This window comes from Streptomyces rubiginosohelvolus, from assembly GCF_014649875.1.
In the GTDB taxonomy this organism is placed as follows: Bacteria; Actinomycetota; Actinomycetes; order Streptomycetales; family Streptomycetaceae; genus Streptomyces; species Streptomyces rubiginosohelvolus.
The window spans coordinates 238,992-254,889 of record NZ_BMTW01000010.1 but is presented as its reverse complement, the minus strand read 5'-3'; the positions used below and the strand labels follow the sequence as shown (position 1 = coordinate 254,889).

General features: G+C 70.6%; 16 protein-coding genes. 7 read left to right on the top strand and 9 right to left on the bottom strand.

All coding sequences use genetic code 11. The features are described from left to right. Positions 1-331 precede the first annotated feature (331 nt). Complete coding sequence (locus tag IE134_RS22975) at positions 332-985, bottom strand: DNA-3-methyladenine glycosylase (RefSeq protein ID WP_030713627.1); 654 nt, start codon at positions 983-985, stop codon at positions 332-334. An 87-nt stretch (positions 986-1,072) separates the two neighbouring features. Here IE134_RS22975 and IE134_RS22970 point away from each other — a divergent pair, with 87 nt between their 5' ends. The 3 genes from IE134_RS22970 to IE134_RS22960 all read left to right on the top strand — a co-directional run bounded on the left by IE134_RS22970 (position 1,073) and on the right by IE134_RS22960 (position 3,130). Then, positions 1,073-1,855: a sporulation protein gene (locus tag IE134_RS22970; protein ID WP_010061447.1), complete on the top strand. Its 783-nt coding sequence runs from the start codon at positions 1,073-1,075 to the stop codon at positions 1,853-1,855. An 87-nt stretch (positions 1,856-1,942) separates the two neighbouring features. Further along, entirely contained in the window at positions 1,943-2,479 is a 537-nt protein-coding gene (locus tag IE134_RS22965; protein ID WP_189431547.1) for a YbhB/YbcL family Raf kinase inhibitor-like protein, read from the top strand. A gap of 138 nt (positions 2,480-2,617) precedes the next feature. Continuing rightward, entirely contained in the window at positions 2,618-3,130 is a 513-nt protein-coding gene (locus IE134_RS22960) for an HNH endonuclease (RefSeq protein ID WP_189431545.1), read from the top strand. Between the two features lie 62 nt (positions 3,131-3,192). On the opposite strand, the gene IE134_RS22955 is transcribed toward IE134_RS22960, so the two are convergent. The 4 genes from IE134_RS22955 to IE134_RS22940 form a co-directional block, all read right to left on the bottom strand. After that, positions 3,193-3,966: a sulfite exporter TauE/SafE family protein gene (locus tag IE134_RS22955; protein ID WP_030713621.1), complete on the bottom strand. Its 774-nt coding sequence runs from the start codon at positions 3,964-3,966 to the stop codon at positions 3,193-3,195. A 78-nt stretch (positions 3,967-4,044) separates the two neighbouring features. Further along, positions 4,045-5,025 (bottom strand): SPFH domain-containing protein, encoded by a 981-nt coding sequence (locus tag IE134_RS22950; RefSeq protein WP_030713614.1) that lies wholly within the window; start codon positions 5,023-5,025, stop codon positions 4,045-4,047. Positions 5,026-5,188: 163 nt separating this feature from the next. After that, positions 5,189-5,617, bottom strand: a complete 429-nt coding sequence (locus tag IE134_RS22945) for an NfeD family protein (RefSeq protein WP_030713610.1) — start codon at positions 5,615-5,617, stop codon at positions 5,189-5,191. Between the two features lie 87 nt (positions 5,618-5,704). Then, positions 5,705-6,502 (bottom strand): ABC transporter ATP-binding protein, encoded by a 798-nt coding sequence (locus IE134_RS22940; RefSeq protein WP_010061441.1) that lies wholly within the window; start codon positions 6,500-6,502, stop codon positions 5,705-5,707. Positions 6,503-6,646: 144 nt separating this feature from the next. Here IE134_RS22940 and IE134_RS22935 point away from each other — a divergent pair, with 144 nt between their 5' ends. Beyond that, on the top strand, positions 6,647-7,438 hold the full coding sequence (locus IE134_RS22935) for an Rv1486c family protein (RefSeq protein ID WP_030713607.1): 792 nt from the start codon (positions 6,647-6,649) through the stop codon (positions 7,436-7,438). 252 nt (positions 7,439-7,690) lie between these two features. On the opposite strand, the gene IE134_RS22930 is transcribed toward IE134_RS22935, so the two are convergent. From IE134_RS22930 to IE134_RS22920, 3 genes are all read right to left on the bottom strand, one after another. Beyond that, positions 7,691-7,942 carry a chaplin family protein gene (locus IE134_RS22930; protein ID WP_126931225.1) on the bottom strand — a complete coding sequence of 84 codons (252 nt, stop codon included), beginning with the start codon at positions 7,940-7,942 and terminating at the stop codon, positions 7,691-7,693. A gap of 149 nt (positions 7,943-8,091) precedes the next feature. Then, the gene (locus tag IE134_RS22925) at positions 8,092-8,736 is read right to left on the bottom strand and encodes a response regulator (protein ID WP_030713603.1); all 645 of its coding nucleotides are present in this window, start codon (positions 8,734-8,736) and stop codon (positions 8,092-8,094) included. Further along, the gene (locus IE134_RS22920; protein ID WP_030713601.1) at positions 8,729-9,874 is read right to left on the bottom strand and encodes a GAF domain-containing sensor histidine kinase; all 1,146 of its coding nucleotides are present in this window, start codon (positions 9,872-9,874) and stop codon (positions 8,729-8,731) included. The genes IE134_RS22925 and IE134_RS22920 overlap by 8 nt, the downstream gene beginning before the upstream one ends. Before the next feature lie 243 nt (positions 9,875-10,117). On the opposite strand from IE134_RS22920, the gene IE134_RS22915 reads away from it, so the two are divergent. The 3 genes from IE134_RS22915 to IE134_RS22905 all read left to right on the top strand — a co-directional run bounded on the left by IE134_RS22915 (position 10,118) and on the right by IE134_RS22905 (position 13,112). Beyond that, complete coding sequence (locus IE134_RS22915) at positions 10,118-10,840, top strand: SDR family NAD(P)-dependent oxidoreductase (RefSeq protein WP_030713600.1); 723 nt, start codon at positions 10,118-10,120, stop codon at positions 10,838-10,840. 29 nt (positions 10,841-10,869) lie between these two features. Further along, a complete protein-coding gene (locus tag IE134_RS22910) occupies positions 10,870-12,063 on the top strand; it encodes an S-adenosylmethionine:tRNA ribosyltransferase-isomerase (RefSeq protein WP_444545691.1) in 1,194 nt (397 codons plus the stop codon). A 272-nt stretch (positions 12,064-12,335) separates the two neighbouring features. Next, complete coding sequence (locus IE134_RS22905) at positions 12,336-13,112, top strand: transglycosylase SLT domain-containing protein (protein ID WP_030713587.1); 777 nt, start codon at positions 12,336-12,338, stop codon at positions 13,110-13,112. A gap of 78 nt (positions 13,113-13,190) precedes the next feature. Here the strand turns inward: IE134_RS22905 and IE134_RS22900 are convergent, their stop codons facing one another. Then, positions 13,191-15,824 carry an ABC transporter ATP-binding protein/permease gene (locus IE134_RS22900; RefSeq protein WP_189431541.1) on the bottom strand — a complete coding sequence of 878 codons (2,634 nt, stop codon included), beginning with the start codon at positions 15,822-15,824 and terminating at the stop codon, positions 13,191-13,193. Between the last annotated feature and the right edge of the window lie 74 nt (positions 15,825-15,898).

Sequence of the window (15,898 nt, the reverse complement as noted above, 5' to 3'; positions counted from 1 at the left end):
TTCCAGGTTCTTCGCTTTCGCGTTTTCCCTTTCCGGCGGTTCCAACTTTACCAGACTCTTTTTCGTTCCGTTTCCGGTCCGAATTCGATTTCCGGTGGCCTGTGGAGTGGCCTTGCCTTTCGGCGTGTCCACTACGTTAACCGATTCTCTTGGCAGCTCATAATCGAGCCGATAGGGCGAATTACGGGCATGCCGAACTCGCACCCGCCAGGGTGAGTCGTAGGTGGTGGTGTGGCCGCTTCGAGTGGCTCGGTCCGGTCCGATGGACTGTGCCGAGAGCTGTACCCGTGTCAAGCGGCTCGGACTACATTAGGGCTCCGCCGAGGGCGCGTCAAGTCGCCTTGCGGCTCTGCCGATGGCGCGGTGCGTGGGCGCGGTACGGACTCACCGTGGGGTCCCCCTCGATCCAGAAGCGCCACGGCTGGTGGGCTCCGTCGCCGCCCACTCCGGTGCGGGGGCCGCTCCGTACGAGGTCAGAAGGCGGCGGGGTGCCGTGCAGGATCGACAGCGCCGGGGTGGGGCCGCCGAAGAGGTCGCTGCCGTTCAGGTCGCGGTCGACATCGAGGGCGGTGGCGAGGCGGGCCGGGCCTTTGGCCAGTTCCTTGTCGTTGCGGGCCGAGATGCGTCGGTCGCGTGCCAGGTGGGCGCCGACGTTGATCTCGCCGGCCCGGAGCAGGACTCCACTGGCATGCCCCTCCGGGCCGCAGACCAGGTTGAGGCAGTGCCACATCCCGTACGTGAAGTAGACGTACGTGTGGCCGGGCGGGCCGAACATCGTGCTGTTGCGGGCCGTGCGGCCGCGGAAAGCATGCGAACCCGGGTCGATCTCACCCGCGTACGCCTCCACCTCGGTCAGGCGCAGCTCGATCGTGCCCGTCGGCTCCCTGCGTACGAGGGTGCGGCCGAGCAGGTCCGGGGCGACCTCCAGGACGTCGCGGTCGAAGAAGTCTCGCGTCAGTGGAGTGCGGTCCGGGCTTTTGGTCATGGCGTCCGAGGGTACTGGGATCGCTCCGGCGGGAACCGGCTACCGTCGTGGCGCGTATGTAGGGGTCAGGACCAAGAAGGAGTGACTATGGGCTTCAAGCGGCTGCTCGCGAGCATGGGTGCCGGCGGTGCCTCGGTGGAGACCGAGCTCACCGAGGTGAATGTCGTCCCCGGTGGGGTCGTCCAGGGCGAGGTGCGGATCCAGGGCGGTTCGGTCGCCCAGCAGATCGAGGGACTCAACGTCGGGCTCCAGGCGCGGGTCGAGGTGGAGAGCGCTGACCAGGAGACCAAGCAGGACATCGAGTTCACCAAGCTGAACCTCGGCGGCGCCTTCGAGGTGCAGGCGGGCGCGGTGCACGTGGTGCCGTTCGGTCTGGAGATCCCGTGGGAGACGCCGATCACGATGTTCGGCGGCCAGCAGCTGCGCGGGATGAACATCGGGGTGACCACCGAGCTGGAGATCGCCCGGGCGCTGGACTCCGGTGACCTGGACCCGATCAACGTGCACCCGCTGCCGGCGCAGGAGGCCATCCTCAATGCCTTCCGGCAGCTGGGCTTCGGCTTCCGCAGCGCGGACATGGAGCGCGGGCACATCCGCGGGACGCGTCAGCGGCTGCCGTTCTACCAGGAGATCGAGTTCGTCCCGCCGGCGCAGTACCGCGGGCTGAACCAGGTGGAGCTGACCTTCGTCGCCGACGACCGTGAGATGGACGTCGTCCTGGAGATGGACAAGAAGCCGGGGCTGTTCAGCGAGGGCAGCGACTCCTACCGCGCGTTCAAGGTGGGGCTGCACGACTACCAGCAGACCGACTGGGCGGCGTACCTCAACCAGTGGCTCGCCCAGGTCGGCGGTCAGCGCAACTGGCTCTAGGCGGCGGTAAGCCCTCCGGAACGAGGGCGGTACGCCCCCTACAGTCGGGGAAGAAGGCAGACGAACCGATCAGGAGAGGTGCGAGACGTGACCGAGCCGAACAGGGCCCCGCTGCCGCATGACTTCCATCCGGAGGTACCGGCGTTCACCGTGGTGAGCGACGACCTCGCGCCGGGGGCCGTGCTGGGCGACGCTCAGGTGCTTGCGGCCGGGAACACTTCGCCGCAGCTGCGGTGGGAGGGTTTCCCCGAGGGGACCAAGAGTTTCGCCGTGACGTGCTTCGACCCGGACGCGCCGACGGGCAGCGGGTTCTGGCACTGGGTGCTCTTCGACCTCCCGGTCTCGGTGACCGAGTTGCCGGCCGGTGCGGGCAGCGGGGAGTTCAAGGGGCTGCCCGAGGGCGCCGTTCAGGCGCGTAACGACTACGGGTCGAAGGAGTTCGGCGGCGCCGCGCCGCCGGCCGGCGAGAACCACCGGTACGTGTTCACCGTGTACGCGGTGGACACCGAGACGCTCGGGATCGACAGTGATTCCTCGCCCGCGGTGGTCGGGTTCAACCTCCGGTTCCACGCGCTCGGGCGTGCGCAGCTGATCGGTGAGTACCGGGCTCCCGCCGGCGATTAGTTCGTCTGCTGTTTGCCCTGCTCTGGTCTTGGAGAGATCAGAGCAGGGCATTTTTTATTGCGTTGTCCATCGCGGCCTGCCCAGCCAGAGTTGATCCGGGCCTGCCAGGGGGCGGGCGGCACACGGGAGGTGGGCAGGATGCGTGACACGCTGGTTCTCAACGCGAGCTTCGAGCCGCTGTCGACAGTGACGCTCAACCGTGCGGTGGTCCTGATCCTGACGGACAAGGCCGTCGTCGAGCAGTCGCATCCCGAGCTCCGTATGCGTGGTGCCGCCGTGGACATTCCGGCGCCCCGGGTGATCAGGCTCTGCCGGTACGTACGGGTGCCGTTCCGAAGACAGGCCCCGTGGTCCAGAAGGGGTGTGCTCATACGGGACCAGCACCGGTGCGCGTACTGCGGACGGCCGGCGTCCACCGTCGACCATGTGGTGCCGCGTGCCCAGGGCGGGCAGGACACCTGGCTGAACACGGTGGCCTCCTGTGCCGAGGACAACCACCGCAAGGCGGCCCGGACGCCCGAGCAGGCTGGGATGCCGCTGCTGAAGCAGCCGTTCGTGCCCTCCCCCGCCGAGGCGATGCTGCTGGCGATGGGGGCCGGCGACCGGGCGGAGCTGCCCGAGTGGCTGGACCGGGCGGCCGCGGCGGCGTAGTCGGCGTACGCCCGATGATGGATGTACGGGCCCGTCCCCGGGAGGGGGCGGGCCCACGTGCGTCAGCGGAGCAGCAGCTGGACGATGGCCACCGTACCGACGGCCACGATGAGGGCGCGCAGGACGGTGGGGCTCAGGCGGCGGCCGACCTTGGCGCCTATCTGGCCGCCGATGGCCGAGCCGACCGCGATGAGGGCGACGGCCGTCCAGTCGAAGTGGGCGACGAAGAGGAAGAACAGCGCCGCGATGCTGTTGACGATGGCGGCCAAGACGTTCTTGACCGCGTTGAGGCGCTGCATCGTGTCGTCGAGCAGCATGCCCATCAGCGAGAGGTAGATGATCCCCTGGGCGGCGGTGAAGTAGCCGCCGTAGACGCTGGCGAGCATGAGGCCGGTGAACAGGAGCGGGCCGCCGTCGGTGCGGGCCTCGGTGCCGGTGTGTTCGCGGCGGCGTTGCACGGCTTTGCTGATGCGTGGTTGCAGGATGACGAGGACGAGCGCCATGGCGACCAGGACCGGGACGATCGTCTCGAAGGCGGTGGAGGGCAGGGCGAGCAGGAGCGTGGCTCCGGTGAGGCCGCCGATGGCGGCTCCGATGCCCAATTTGATGATGCGGCGGCGTTGCCCGGCCAGTTCCTTGCGGTAGCCGATGGCTCCGCTGATGGAGCCGGGGATGAGGCCCAGCGCGTTGGAGACCGTCGCCGTGACCGGGGGGAGGCCGGTGGCGAGCAGGACGGGGAAGGTGATCAGGGTGCCCGAGCCGACGATCGTGTTGATCGTGCCCGCGCCGACTCCGGCCGCGAAGACGGCGAGTATTTCCCAGATGGACAAGGCCATCTCCTTCGGTGGTCAGTGACGCCTCCCCGCCATGAAGGTCGAGGGGCCTCACTGATCATGCACGAAGGGCTTTCCGGGTCAGGAGACCGGGGGTTCCTCGCGTCGTTCCACCGCGGGGGCCGGGATGCCGCCCTTGGGTCCCCCGCCGTTGCCGCCGTCGCCGCCGGTGTTGAAGCCGGGCATGCCGCCGCCGAGGTTGCCGAAGGCGCCGCTGAGGCCTTTGAGTGCGTCGCCGATCTCGCTGGGCACGATCCAGAGCTTGTTGGCGTCGCCCTCGGCGATCTTCGGGAGCATCTGGAGGTACTGGTACGAGAGGAGTTTCTGGTCCGGGTCTCCGGCGTGGATGGCCTCGAAAACCGTGCGGACGGCCTGGGCTTCACCTTCGGCGCGCAGGGCGGCGGCCTTGGCCTCACCCTCGGCGCGCAGGATCGCGGACTGCTTCTCACCCTCGGCGGTGAGGATCTGGGACTGCCGGATGCCCTCGGCGGTGAGGATCGCGGCGCGCTTGTCGCGGTCGGCGCGCATCTGCTTCTCCATCGAGTCCTGGATGGAGGTCGGCGGCTCGATCGCCTTGAGTTCGACGCGGTTGACGCGGATGCCCCACTTGCCGGTGGCCTCGTCGAGGACACCGCGCAGGGCCGCGTTGATCTCCTCGCGGGAGGTGAGGGTCCGTTCCAGGTCCATGCCGCCGATGATGTTGCGGAGGGTGGTCACGGTGAGCTGCTCGATCGCCTGGATGTAGCTGGCCACTTCGTAGGTCGCGGCGCGGGCGTCGGTCACCTGGTAGTAGATGACGGTGTCGATGTTGACGACCAGGTTGTCCTGGGTGATCACCGGCTGCGGCGGGAAGGGCACGACCTGTTCACGGAGGTCGATCCGGTTGCGGATCGAGTCGATGAACGGGACGACGATGTTCAGGCCCGCGTTGAGGGTGCGGGTGTAGCGGCCGAATCGCTCGACGATGGCGGCGCTGGCCTGCGGGATGACCTGAATCGTCTTGATCAGGGCGATGAAGACGAGCACCACCAGAATGATCAGAACGATGATGATCGGTTGCATCGTGTCTCTCGTGCCCTTCGGTTGGCCGGTGGATCGCGGTGATCGGGTCGGTCCTCATGTGCGGCCGGTGACCGGTGAGTTGCGGCCGGGCCGAGGTCCCATGATGATCGACATGATCGACTTCGAGTCTGGCAGACGTGGGCCCGCCCCGTGCGCGCTTCGGTCACATGACGACGGCCGTCGCTCCGTCGATGTCGATGACATCGACCTGGGTGCCGGGCTCGAAGACCTGGTCGGCGTCGTAGGAACGGGCGGACCAGACCTCGCCGGCGAGCTTGATGCGGCCGCCGTCGGCCGATACCCGTTCCAGCACGGCTGCCTGACGGCCCTTCAGGGCGTCGATGCCGCTGGCCTGTCCGGTCTGTCCGGCCCGGTGTCTGGCGGCGATCGGGCGCACGACGGCGATCAGCGCGACCGAGACCAGGACGAAGACCAGCACCTGGGCGACGATTCCGCCGCCGAGGGCCGCGACGGCCGAGGCGGCCACCGCCCCGACGGCGAACATGCCGAATTCGGGCATCGCGGTCAGGACGAGGGGGATGCCCAGTCCCACCGCGCCGATCAGCCACCACACCCATGCGTCGATGTCCACATGGTCATCGTAGGACTGTCGGTGCGTCACCGACAGGGCGCACGGGGGTCAACTCCGGTGAAATGCCTGCCGATCGGGGTGCGGCGGTCAGGAGAGGGGCAGGCCGTGGGCGGTGTAGCGGTCGCCGGTGTGCTCGACGATGAGCGGCAGGCCGAAGCAGAGGGAGAGGTTGCGGGAGCTGAGCTCGGTCTCCATGGGGCCGGCCGCGAGGATCTTGCCCTGGCGGATCATCAGGACGTGGGTGAAGCCGGGTGCGATCTCCTCGACATGGTGGGTGACCATGATCATGGAGGGGGCGAACGGGTCGCGGGCGAGGCGGCCGAGGCGGCGGACGAGGTCTTCGCGCCCGCCGAGGTCGAGCCCGGCGGCGGGCTCGTCGAGGAGCAGCAGCTCGGGGTCGGTCATCATGGCGCGGGCGATGAGCGTGCGCTTGCGCTCTCCTTCGGAGAGCGTGCCGAACTTGCGGTCCAGGTACTCGGTCATGCCGAGGCGGTCGAGGAAGGCGCGGGCGCGCTCCTCGTCGACGGCTTCGTAGTTCTCGTGCCAGGTGGCGGTCATGCCGTACGCGGCGGTGAGGACCGTCTGCAGGACGGTCTGGCGCTTGGGCAGCTTGTCGGCCATCGCGACGCCCGCCATGCCGATGCGGGGGCGGAGCTCGAAGACGTCGGTGCCGACGCCGCCCAGCTTCTCGCCGAGGACGGTGGCCGTTCCCTTGCTCGGGAAGAGGTAGCTGGACGCGAGGTTGAGGAGGGTCGTCTTGCCGGCGCCGTTGGGGCCCAGGATGACCCAGCGCTCCCCCTCCTTGACCGACCAGGAGACGTCTTCCACCAGAGCGCGTCCGTCGCGGACCACGGATACGTCCACCAGCTCCAGTACATCGCTCATGGCGCGTTGTCTCCCCATGCAGTCTCGTCGATCGTCGCGTGCCGGTGGGCACGGCTCCCAGGGAAAACCTACGCCACCGCGTGAGTGGTTCGGGCGTGAGGTCCGGACCCCGGGCTCGGCCCGGACGTTCCTTAGGCTGTCGGCATGCTTGTCGAACCACGTTCAGGGTTGTTGGCCGCTTGGGGAAACGCGCTTCTGGCGGGACTCGTCTCGCCGGACGAAGCGGCCCTCGCGATTGTCGGAGAGGACGCGGTGCACCGCGTCGAGGGGCTGCCGGGTGAGGCGGGGCCGGTCGGGCTGACGCTGGCGCTCGGCCGGCTGAGGGGTCTGGGGGCCACCGGTTTCCGGGTGGCGCTGCCGGTGCCGGGGCATCCGCTGGGGCTGAGCGGCCCGCCGGACTTCAACGCGCGGGCGCTGGAGGCGGAGGAGGCGGTCGTCGCGTACGGGGTGCCGTACGGGCTGGTGCCGGAGGTGAGCGAGGCCGGGCCGGAGGGGGACCTGCACGTCGAGGTGGTGTGGCGGGTGCTGCCGGTACGGGAGGCGCCGCCCGCGGACGTGCCGTCGCTGGGCGAGGCGGAGCGGGAGCTGGCGGAGGCGTTGCGGGATGCGACGGCGGTGCTGTCGCGGCTGGACGTGGCCGGTTCCGGGCCGGTGGCGGAGGCGGCGGTGGACGCGTACCGGGCGCGGGTGGAGCGGGGTGGGGGGCGCGAGGTGCTGGCGCCCGGGTATCCGCCGCGGGCGGTGCGGGTGCTGGAGATGGCGCAGCGGGTGGGGCTGCTGGTCTCGGTGGCGTACGAGAACGGGCACGGCGGTGCGGTGAGCTCGTCGGAGATCGCGGCGCGGGGGGAGGCGTTGCGGCCGGTGGAGCGGGTGGCTCGGCGGGCGTTGGTGGCGGCGTACAACGCGTATGTGGAGGGCGGGGAGGTTCGGCGGTAGGCCCGCGGGCCTTTTGTCCTCAAGCACCGGACGGGCTGGGGTGGTGCGGTGCCCGGGCGGGGGCCTTGTTCTGGTGCGGGAGCCCCGCCGTGGGGGTTCCGTCCTCAAGCGCCGGACGGGCTGGGGGTGTCCGGACGGGCTGGGTGAGATGCCCTGGCGGGCTGGGATGCCCCGGGCGGGGAGCCCGCTGGTGTGCGGGACCCCCGCCCTGAGGGTTCCGTCCTCAAACGCCGGACGGGCACGGCTAGGGCTTCAGTGGTTCAGGCCGAAGTTGCCGAAGGCCGGGTTGAGCAGGCCCACGACGTTGACCGTGTTGCCGACCACGTTCACCGGGACGGCGACCGGGACCTGCACGAGGTTGCCGCTGGCGACGCCCGGGGAGCCGATGGCCGCGCCGTGGGCGCCGGCACCGCTGTGGCCGGTGGCGGAGGCGGCACCGGCGCCGGCGGCGATGAGCCCGCCCGCGATCATCGTGACGGCGGCGGCCTTCTTCAGGTTCTTCACTTCAGGATCCTCCTAGAAAGGCTGCGACAAGCCGCCGCAGCACGTCCTGGAGAACGCCGGGCCGCCCGGAAGGATGCGCCGTTCGGGTGACATACACCCGACAGTATGAATCTCAGCCCGGACGGGAACCCGCACCCGCGGCCGCGGCGTCAGCCCACCGCTCCGTGGCGTACCGCCCACAGCGCCGCCTGGGTGCGGTCGGCCAGGTCGAGCTTCATCAGGATGTTCGAGACGTGGGTCTTGACCGTCTTCTCGGAGAGGACGAGGGTCCGGGCGATCTCCCGGTTCGAACGGCCGTCCGCGATGAGGCCGAGGACCTCGCGTTCCCGCTCGGTGAGGGTGCTCCCCCGGCCCGTGCCGGTGCCCGCGTCCTCCTGGGCGAGGAGGGCCCCGGCGACCTCGGGCTGGAGCAGGACGTGTCCGGCGTGGACGGAGCGGATGGCGCCGGCCAGGGCGTCCGGGTCGACGTCCTTGTAGACGTAGCCGGAGGCTCCGGCGCGCAGGGCGGGGACCACGGTGCGCTGTTCGGTGAAGCTGGTGACGATGAGGACCTTGGCCGGGTTGTCGAGCGCGCGCAGGCGGCGCAGCGCCTCGATGCCGTCGGTGCCGGGCATCTTGATGTCCATCAGCACCACGTCGGGGCGCAGCTCCTCCGTCCGGGCCACGCCCTCCGCGCCGTCGGACGCCTCGCCGACGACCTCTATGTCCTCCTGGATCTCCAGGAAGGTGCGCAGTCCGCGGCGGACCACCTGATGGTCGTCGACCAGCAGCACCCTGATGATCTTGTCAGCCACCGGGGACCTCCATCTCGATCGTGGCGCCCTTGCCGGGCTCCGATGCAACGGTGAGTCGGCCGCCGACGCTGCTCGCCCGGTGGCGCATGGAGACGAGGCCGAGGTGGCGGCCCGCCCGCCGGACGGAGGTGGGGTCGAATCCGCCCCCGTCGTCGGTGACGCGCAGGACGGTGGCGGTGCCGCGCCGGGCCAGGGTGACGCTCACGCGCTCCGCCCCGGAATGGCGCAGGGCGTTGTGGAGGGCTTCCTGGGCGACCCGGAGCAGCGCTTCCTCCTGGGCGGCGGGCAGTGCGCGCACTCCGCAGCTCTCGAAGGCGACCTCGGCGGTGTGCGCCCGGTCCAGGACCTGGATCTGGGTGCGGAGGGTGGCGATCAGGCCGTCCTCGTCGAGGGCCGCCGGACGCAGCTCGACGACGGCGGCCCGCAGTTCGTCGACGGCTTCGGCGGCGAGGGCGGCGACCTGCTGGAGCTCCCCCTTGGCGCGGCCCGGGTCGCGGTCGACGAGGGCGGCGGCTGCCTGGGCGGTGAGGCGGAGCGAGAACAGCTTCTGGCTGACCGCGTCGTGCAGCTCGTGGGCGAGGCGGGAGCGTTCCTCGGCGATGGTCAGCTCGCGGCTGCGTTCGTAGAGGCGGGCGTTGGTGAGGGCGATCGCGGCGTGCTGGGCGAGGATCTGGAGCAGTTCCTCGTCCTCGGCGGTAAAGCCGCAGCCGCCGTCGGGCTTGGGGCACATCTTGTTGGCGAGGAAGAGCGCGCCGATGATCTCGTCGCCGTCCGTGATGGGCAGGCCGAGGAAGTCGGACATGTCGGGGTGGGCGTCGGGCCAGCCCTCGAAGCGGGGGTCCTCGCGGACGTCGGCGAGGCGTTCGGGCTTCGCCTGGTGGAGCATCGCGGCGAGGATGCCGTGCTGGCGGGGCAGCGGGCCGATGGCCTTCCACTGTTCGTCGCTGACGCCGTCGACCACGAACTGGGCGAAGCCGCCGTGGTCGTCCGGGACGCCGAGGGCCGCGTACTGGGCGTCGAGCAGCTCGCGGGCGGAGGCGACGATCGTTTTCAGGACGTCGCCCACTTCGAGGTGCCGGCTCATGGCGAGCAGCGCGGCACTCACCGCGGCGAGGCCCGACGGTGGGCGATGACTCATGGGATCACCGTACCGGCGGGGGCCGGGCGGTCGTATCGGGCCCGGGTCGGTGCTCGGCGCGCCGGGGCCTAGGCCCGGGTGGACCGGCCCCTCGGCCGGAGGTCGTAGGACTGCCCGGGACCTACGCCGAAGTGCCGGGTACGGGTGCGGCTCCCGGGCGAGGCGCGGTCCGGCCGGGCCTTCCTACGGTGAGATCGCCGGGGTCTCCCGGCGGACGCCGAGGGTACGAAGGGGACGGTCACCATGCCGGTCGCGATGATCACGGGTGGTTCGAAGGGGCTGGGACGGGCGTTGGCGGGGGCCCTGGCCGGGGAGGGCTGGGACCTGGTGCTGGACGCCCGGACCGCCGGAGTGCTGGAGGAGACGGCGCGGGAGCTGCGCGGGCGGTACGGGACGCGGGTGGTGGCGGTGCCGGGGGACGTCACGGACGCGGCGCACCGGGCGGATCTGGTGGCGGCGGCCGGTTCGCTGGGCGGGCTCGACCTGTTGGTGAGCAACGCGAGCGTGCTGGGCGCGGAGCCGTTGGTCCGGCTGGACGCGCTGCCGCTGGAGGGGCTCAGGCGGGCGCTGGAGACGAATGTGGTGGCGGCGCTCGGTCTCGTACAGGAGGCGTTGCCGTCGCTGCGGGCCTCGGAGGCGGGGGCGGTGGTGGTGATCAGCTCGGACGCGGCGGCGGAGCCGTACCCGACGTGGGGCGGTTACGGGGCGTCGAAGGCGGCGCTGGACCAGCTGGCGGCGGTGCTGGGCGAGGAGGAGCCGGGGCTGCGGGTGTGGGCGGTCGACCCGGGCGACATGGCGACGGACCTGTACGCCGCGGCGGTCCCGGAGGACACGGACGCGCGGCCGTCGCCGGAGAGCGTGGCTCCCGCGTACCTGCGGCTGGTGCGGGAGCGGCCGGCCGGCGGCCGGTACGCTGCTCCGGCCCTGCTGGAGGGGCCGGCGGGGCAGGGCGGGGGTGCGCGATGACCGCGCGGGGGCGGTGCGGGAGCGGCGACGTGGCCCTCGCCGTGCCGGGGGCGGGCGGGGCGGAGCCGGCGGCGACGGCCGCCGCGGATTCCCCGGCCCTGGACGCGCGGCCGGGCCGAGCCGAAGCCGCGGAGGCCACCGCCCTGGAGGCCCTGCGGGTGCCGGACGCGTTGTCGGCCCGGGTGCCGGCCGAGCAGCGCGGGGCGGGGCGTGACGACGTACGGCTGCTCGTGTCCCGGGGGCGGGCGGTCACGCACCATGCGTTCCGGGAGCTGCCGGAGCAGCTGCGGGCCGGGGACGTGCTGGTGGTGAACACGTCCATGACGCTGCCCGCCGCGGTGAACGGGCGCGTCGGCGGGGAGCGGGTCGTCGTGCACTTCTCGACGCGGGGTGCGGACGGGCGGTGGGCGGTGGAGCTGCGGGCGCCCAGGGGGGCGGGTGTCACGGGGCCGCGGCCGGGTGGCCCGGCGGGGGCGGTGGTGCGGTTGCCGGGCGGGCGGGCCCTGGTACTGGAGGAGCCGTTGGGGCCCTCGGCCGGGGCCCGGCTGTGGTGGGCGCGGGCGCCGGAGCGGGTGCCGGAGATGTTGCGCAGGTACGGGCGGCCGATCCGCTACGGGTACACGGATAGGGATCAGCCGCTGTCGGCGTACCGGACGGTGTTCGCGGTGGACTCCCCGGACGGGAGCGGTTCGGCGGAGATGCCGAGTGCCGCGCGGCCCTTCACGGTCCCGTTGGTGGCGGAGCTGGTGCGCCGGGGGGTGCTGTTCGCCCCGCTGTCCCTGCATACGGGGGTGGCATCGGCGGAGGCGGACGAGCCGCCGTACCCGGAGCGGTTCGCGGTACCGGCGGCGACGGCCTGGCTGGTGAACGCGGTACGGGCGGCGGGGAGCGGTCGGGTGGTCGCGGTGGGGACGACGGCCGTGCGGGCGCTGGAGTCGGCGGTGGGCGCGGACGGGGTGGTGCGGCCCGCCGAGGGGTGGACGGACCTCGTGGTGACGCCGCGGCGCGGGGTCCGGGTGGTGGACGGGCTGCTGACCGGGCTGCATGAGCCGCAGGCCTCGCATCTGCTGATGCTGGAGGCGGTGGCGGGGCGCGAGGCGCTGCGCCGCGGGTACGAGGCGGCGCTCCAGGAGCGGTACCTCTGGCATGAGTTCGGGGACGTCCACCTCATCCTGCCGGATGAGGAACGTAACGCTCCGGATTGCTTCAGCAACGAGTGGTGAGACTGTTACGTCGCCGATGTGAGCCCAGGCATAGGGTGTACGTCACTTACGAAGGTACCTAGTGGGTCCATAAGGGCGTTTTGAGCAGGCGCACACGAGGGTCATTTCGGACTAACGGGACCCTTCTCCACTACCTGGCTTCGTACGTCACACCTTTGCCTCAGGATTTTGCTGCCGCTAAGAATTGCTCTCGTCCCCGACGGAGGTGCGCATCACCGCCTCCGGTCTCGTCCTCCGTGAGGACACCTGAGCATTCGAAGAGGTAGCCCTACATGTCTGCGACTCGCATTCCCAGTCGTCTCCGTCGTCTGAACAAGGTCCAGAAGATCTCCGTGGCCGGTGTGTCGGCCCTGGGCGTCGCCGCCCTGACCTTCTCGCTCGTCCCGTCGAACGCCGATGCCGAGATTGCCCCGCAGGCGGCAGCCGCCGCTGCGCCCGTGGCCTTCACCAACGCCACGGGTACCGCACAGGCCAAGACCGTGCAGAACAGCATGATCGAGCAGCACTCCACCGCCGAGAAGCTCGTGAAGGCCGCCGACGCCGCCAAGGCGAAGGCCGCCGCCGAGACGAAGGCCAAGGCCGCGAAGGCGAAGGCCGCGTCCGAGGCGAAGGCCAAGGCCGCAGCCGACGCGAAGGACAAGGCCGAGAAGGCCGCCAAGGCCAAGGCGGACGCGAAGAAGCGCGCGTCCGAGAAGGCCAACCGCTCCACCCCGCGCAAGCCGGTCTACGCCAACAACCTGGACGGCTGGATCCGCGAGGCCATGTCGATCATGAAGAAGGAAGGCATCCCCGGCTCCTACGAGGGGATCCACCGCAACATCATCCGCGAGTCCAGCGGTAACCGCTGGGCCATCAACAACTGGGACATCAACGCCCAGAACGGCATCCCGTCCAAGGGTCTGCTCCAGGTGATCCAGCCGACCTTCGACCGCTACCACGTGGCGGGCACCAAGAAGGACCTGTACGACCCGGTCGCCAACATCGTCGCCGCCTGCAACTACGCGGCCGACCGCTACGGCTCCATGGACAACGTGGACAGCGCGTACTGATCCGCCGAGCCCAGCCGTACACACGCCGAAGGCCGGCACCCCTGCGGGGGTGCCGGCCTTCGGCGTCGTACCCGGTGCCTACTTGCGCATGACCTCGGGCTCGTGGCGGCGGAGCAGGCGCGCGACCACGAAGCAGCAGATCACGCCGAGCGCGAGCAGGATCGTGATGTTGATGCCCCACTGGCTCGCGGTGTGCTCCCACAGCGGGTCGACATCGGTGGGGTTCTTCGGGTCCCACGGAGGCGTCAGACGCCCCAGGTCCAGCGTGGTGCCGGCCGCGGCCATCGCCCAGCGGGACGGCATCAGCCAGGCGAACTGCTCCAGGCCGGGCGACCCGTACACCTGGAAGAGCACGCCGGTGAAGACGACCTGGACGATCGCGAACATCACCAGCAGCGGCATGGTCTTCTCCGCGGTCTTCACCAGCGAGGAGATGACCAGGCCCACCATCATCGACGTGAAGCCCAGCGCGATGATCGAGAGACAGATCTCGACGGCCGGGGGCATGATCAGGCCCTCTTCCGGCAGCTGGCGGGTGGCGAAGCCGATGCCGCAGATGATCACGCCCTGGAAGGCGGTGATCACACCGAGGACGATCACCTTGGACATCAGGTACGCGGAGCGGGAGAGGCCGGTGGCCCGCTCGCGCTCGTAGATGACCCGTTCCTTGATCAGCTCTCGTACGGAGTTGGCGGCGCCGGAGAAGCACATGCCGACCGCGAGGATCAGCATGATCGTCCCGGCCTTGCCGTTGAACCGGGACGGCGGGGTGGGGTCGCCCAGTCCGAACTCCGCCGGGATGACCACACTGACCACGCCCAGCACCGCGGGCAGGATCAGCATCAGGCCCATGAAGCCCTTGTCGGACGCGATGACGGAGGAGTATCTCCGGATCAGCGTCCACAGCTGGGCCGTCCAGCCCTGCGGCTTCGGCGGGCGCATCTGCTGCGGGGGCGGCATGTTGACCGGCTGGGCCGCGACCGCGTCGATGTCGGCGGCGTACATCTGGTAGTGCTGCGAACCGCGCCAGCGGCCCGCCCAGTCGTAGTCGCGGTAGTTCTCGAAGGCGGAGAAGACGTCGGCCCAGCTGGTGTAGCCGAAGAAGTTCAGCGCTTCCTCCGGCGGACCGAAGTAGGCGACGGAACCGCCGGGCGCCATCACGAGGAGCTTGTCGCAGATCGCCAGCTCGGCGACCGAGTGCGTGACCACGAGCACCGTGCGGCCGTCGTCGGCGAGACCGCGCAGCAGCTGCATGACGTCGCGGTCCATGCCCGGGTCGAGGCCGGAGGTCGGCTCGTCCAGGAAGATCAGCGACGGCTTGGTGAGCAGCTCCAGGGCGACCGAGACGCGCTTGCGCTGGCCGCCGGAGAGCGAGGTGATCTTCTTGTCCTTGTGGATGTCGAGCTTGAGCTCGGCGAGGACCTCGGTGATCCGGGACTGGCGCTCGGCCTCGGTGGTGTCCGCGGGGAAGCGGAGCTTGGCCGCGTACTTGAGGGCCTTGGTGACGGTCAGTTCCTTGTGCAGGATGTCGTCCTGCGGGACCAGACCGATGCGCTGGCGCAGCTCGGCGAACTGCTTGTACAGGTTCCGGTTGTCGTAGAGGACGTCACCCTGGTTGGCGGGCCGGTAGCCGGTGAGCGCCTTGAGCAGGGTGGACTTTCCGGAACCGGACGGGCCGATGACCGCGATCAGCGACTTCTCGGGGACGCCGAAGGAGACGTCCTTGAGGATCTGCTTGCCGCCGTCGACCGTCACCGTGAGGTGGCGGGCGGAGAAGGAGACCTCACCGGTGTCGACGAACTCTTCCAGCCGGTCGCCGACCAGCCGGAACGTCGAGTGGCCGACGCCGACGATGTCGTTCGGGCCGATGAGGGCCGAGCCGGACTTGTGGAGCGGCTGGCCGTTGACGTACGTGCCGTTGTGCGAGCCGAGGTCGCGGATCTCGAAGCGGCCGTCGGGCGTCGCGTGGAACTCGGCGTGGTTGCGGGAGACCTGGAGGTCGGAGACGACCAGTTCGTTCTCCAGCGCACGGCCGATGCGCATGACCCGGCCGAGGGCCAGCTGGTGGAACGTGGTGGGGCTGCGGTCGCCGTAGACCGGCGGCGCCCCCGCGGCACCGCCCTGTCCCGGTCCGCCCTGCTGCCCGGGGTGCTGCTGGTGCGGCACGTTCTGGTGCGCGGGCTGCTGGTGCGGGACCTGCTGCTGGGGCGCCTGCGGCTGCTGCCATGCCTGCTGCTGGGCAGGGGCCTGTTGCTGGGCAGGGGCCTGGTGGTGCGCCGGGGCCTGGTGCTGGGCGGGTGCCTGCTGCCCGTGCCAGCCCGCGGCACCGCCCTGGGGCTGCTGGTGGGGCTGGTGCGCCGGGGCCTGCTGCGCGCCGGCCGCCTGGCCGCCGGCGACACCGGCTCCCGCGGCGGCGCTGAGGCTCACCCGGGGTCCGTCGGTGGCGTTGCCGAGGTGCAGCACCGAGCCGGCGCCGAGCTCCACCTGCTGGATCCGCCGGCCCTGCACATAGGTGCCGTTGGTGCTGCCGTGGTCCTCGATGGACCAACTGCGGCCGTTCCAGCTGATCGTGGCGTGCCGCCACGACACTCTGGCGTCGTCGATCATCAGGTCGCCCTGCGGATCACGTCCAAGGGTGTACGACCTGGACGGATCGAGCGTCCAGGTGCTGCCATTCAATTCCAGTACGAGTTCCGGCACTCCGCGCCCCACTAGTTGTCCCCCGTGATACCCCCGTCGCAGGGAGTCTAGGGATGCTGAACATCGTGGGGAACTATTCCAGGATC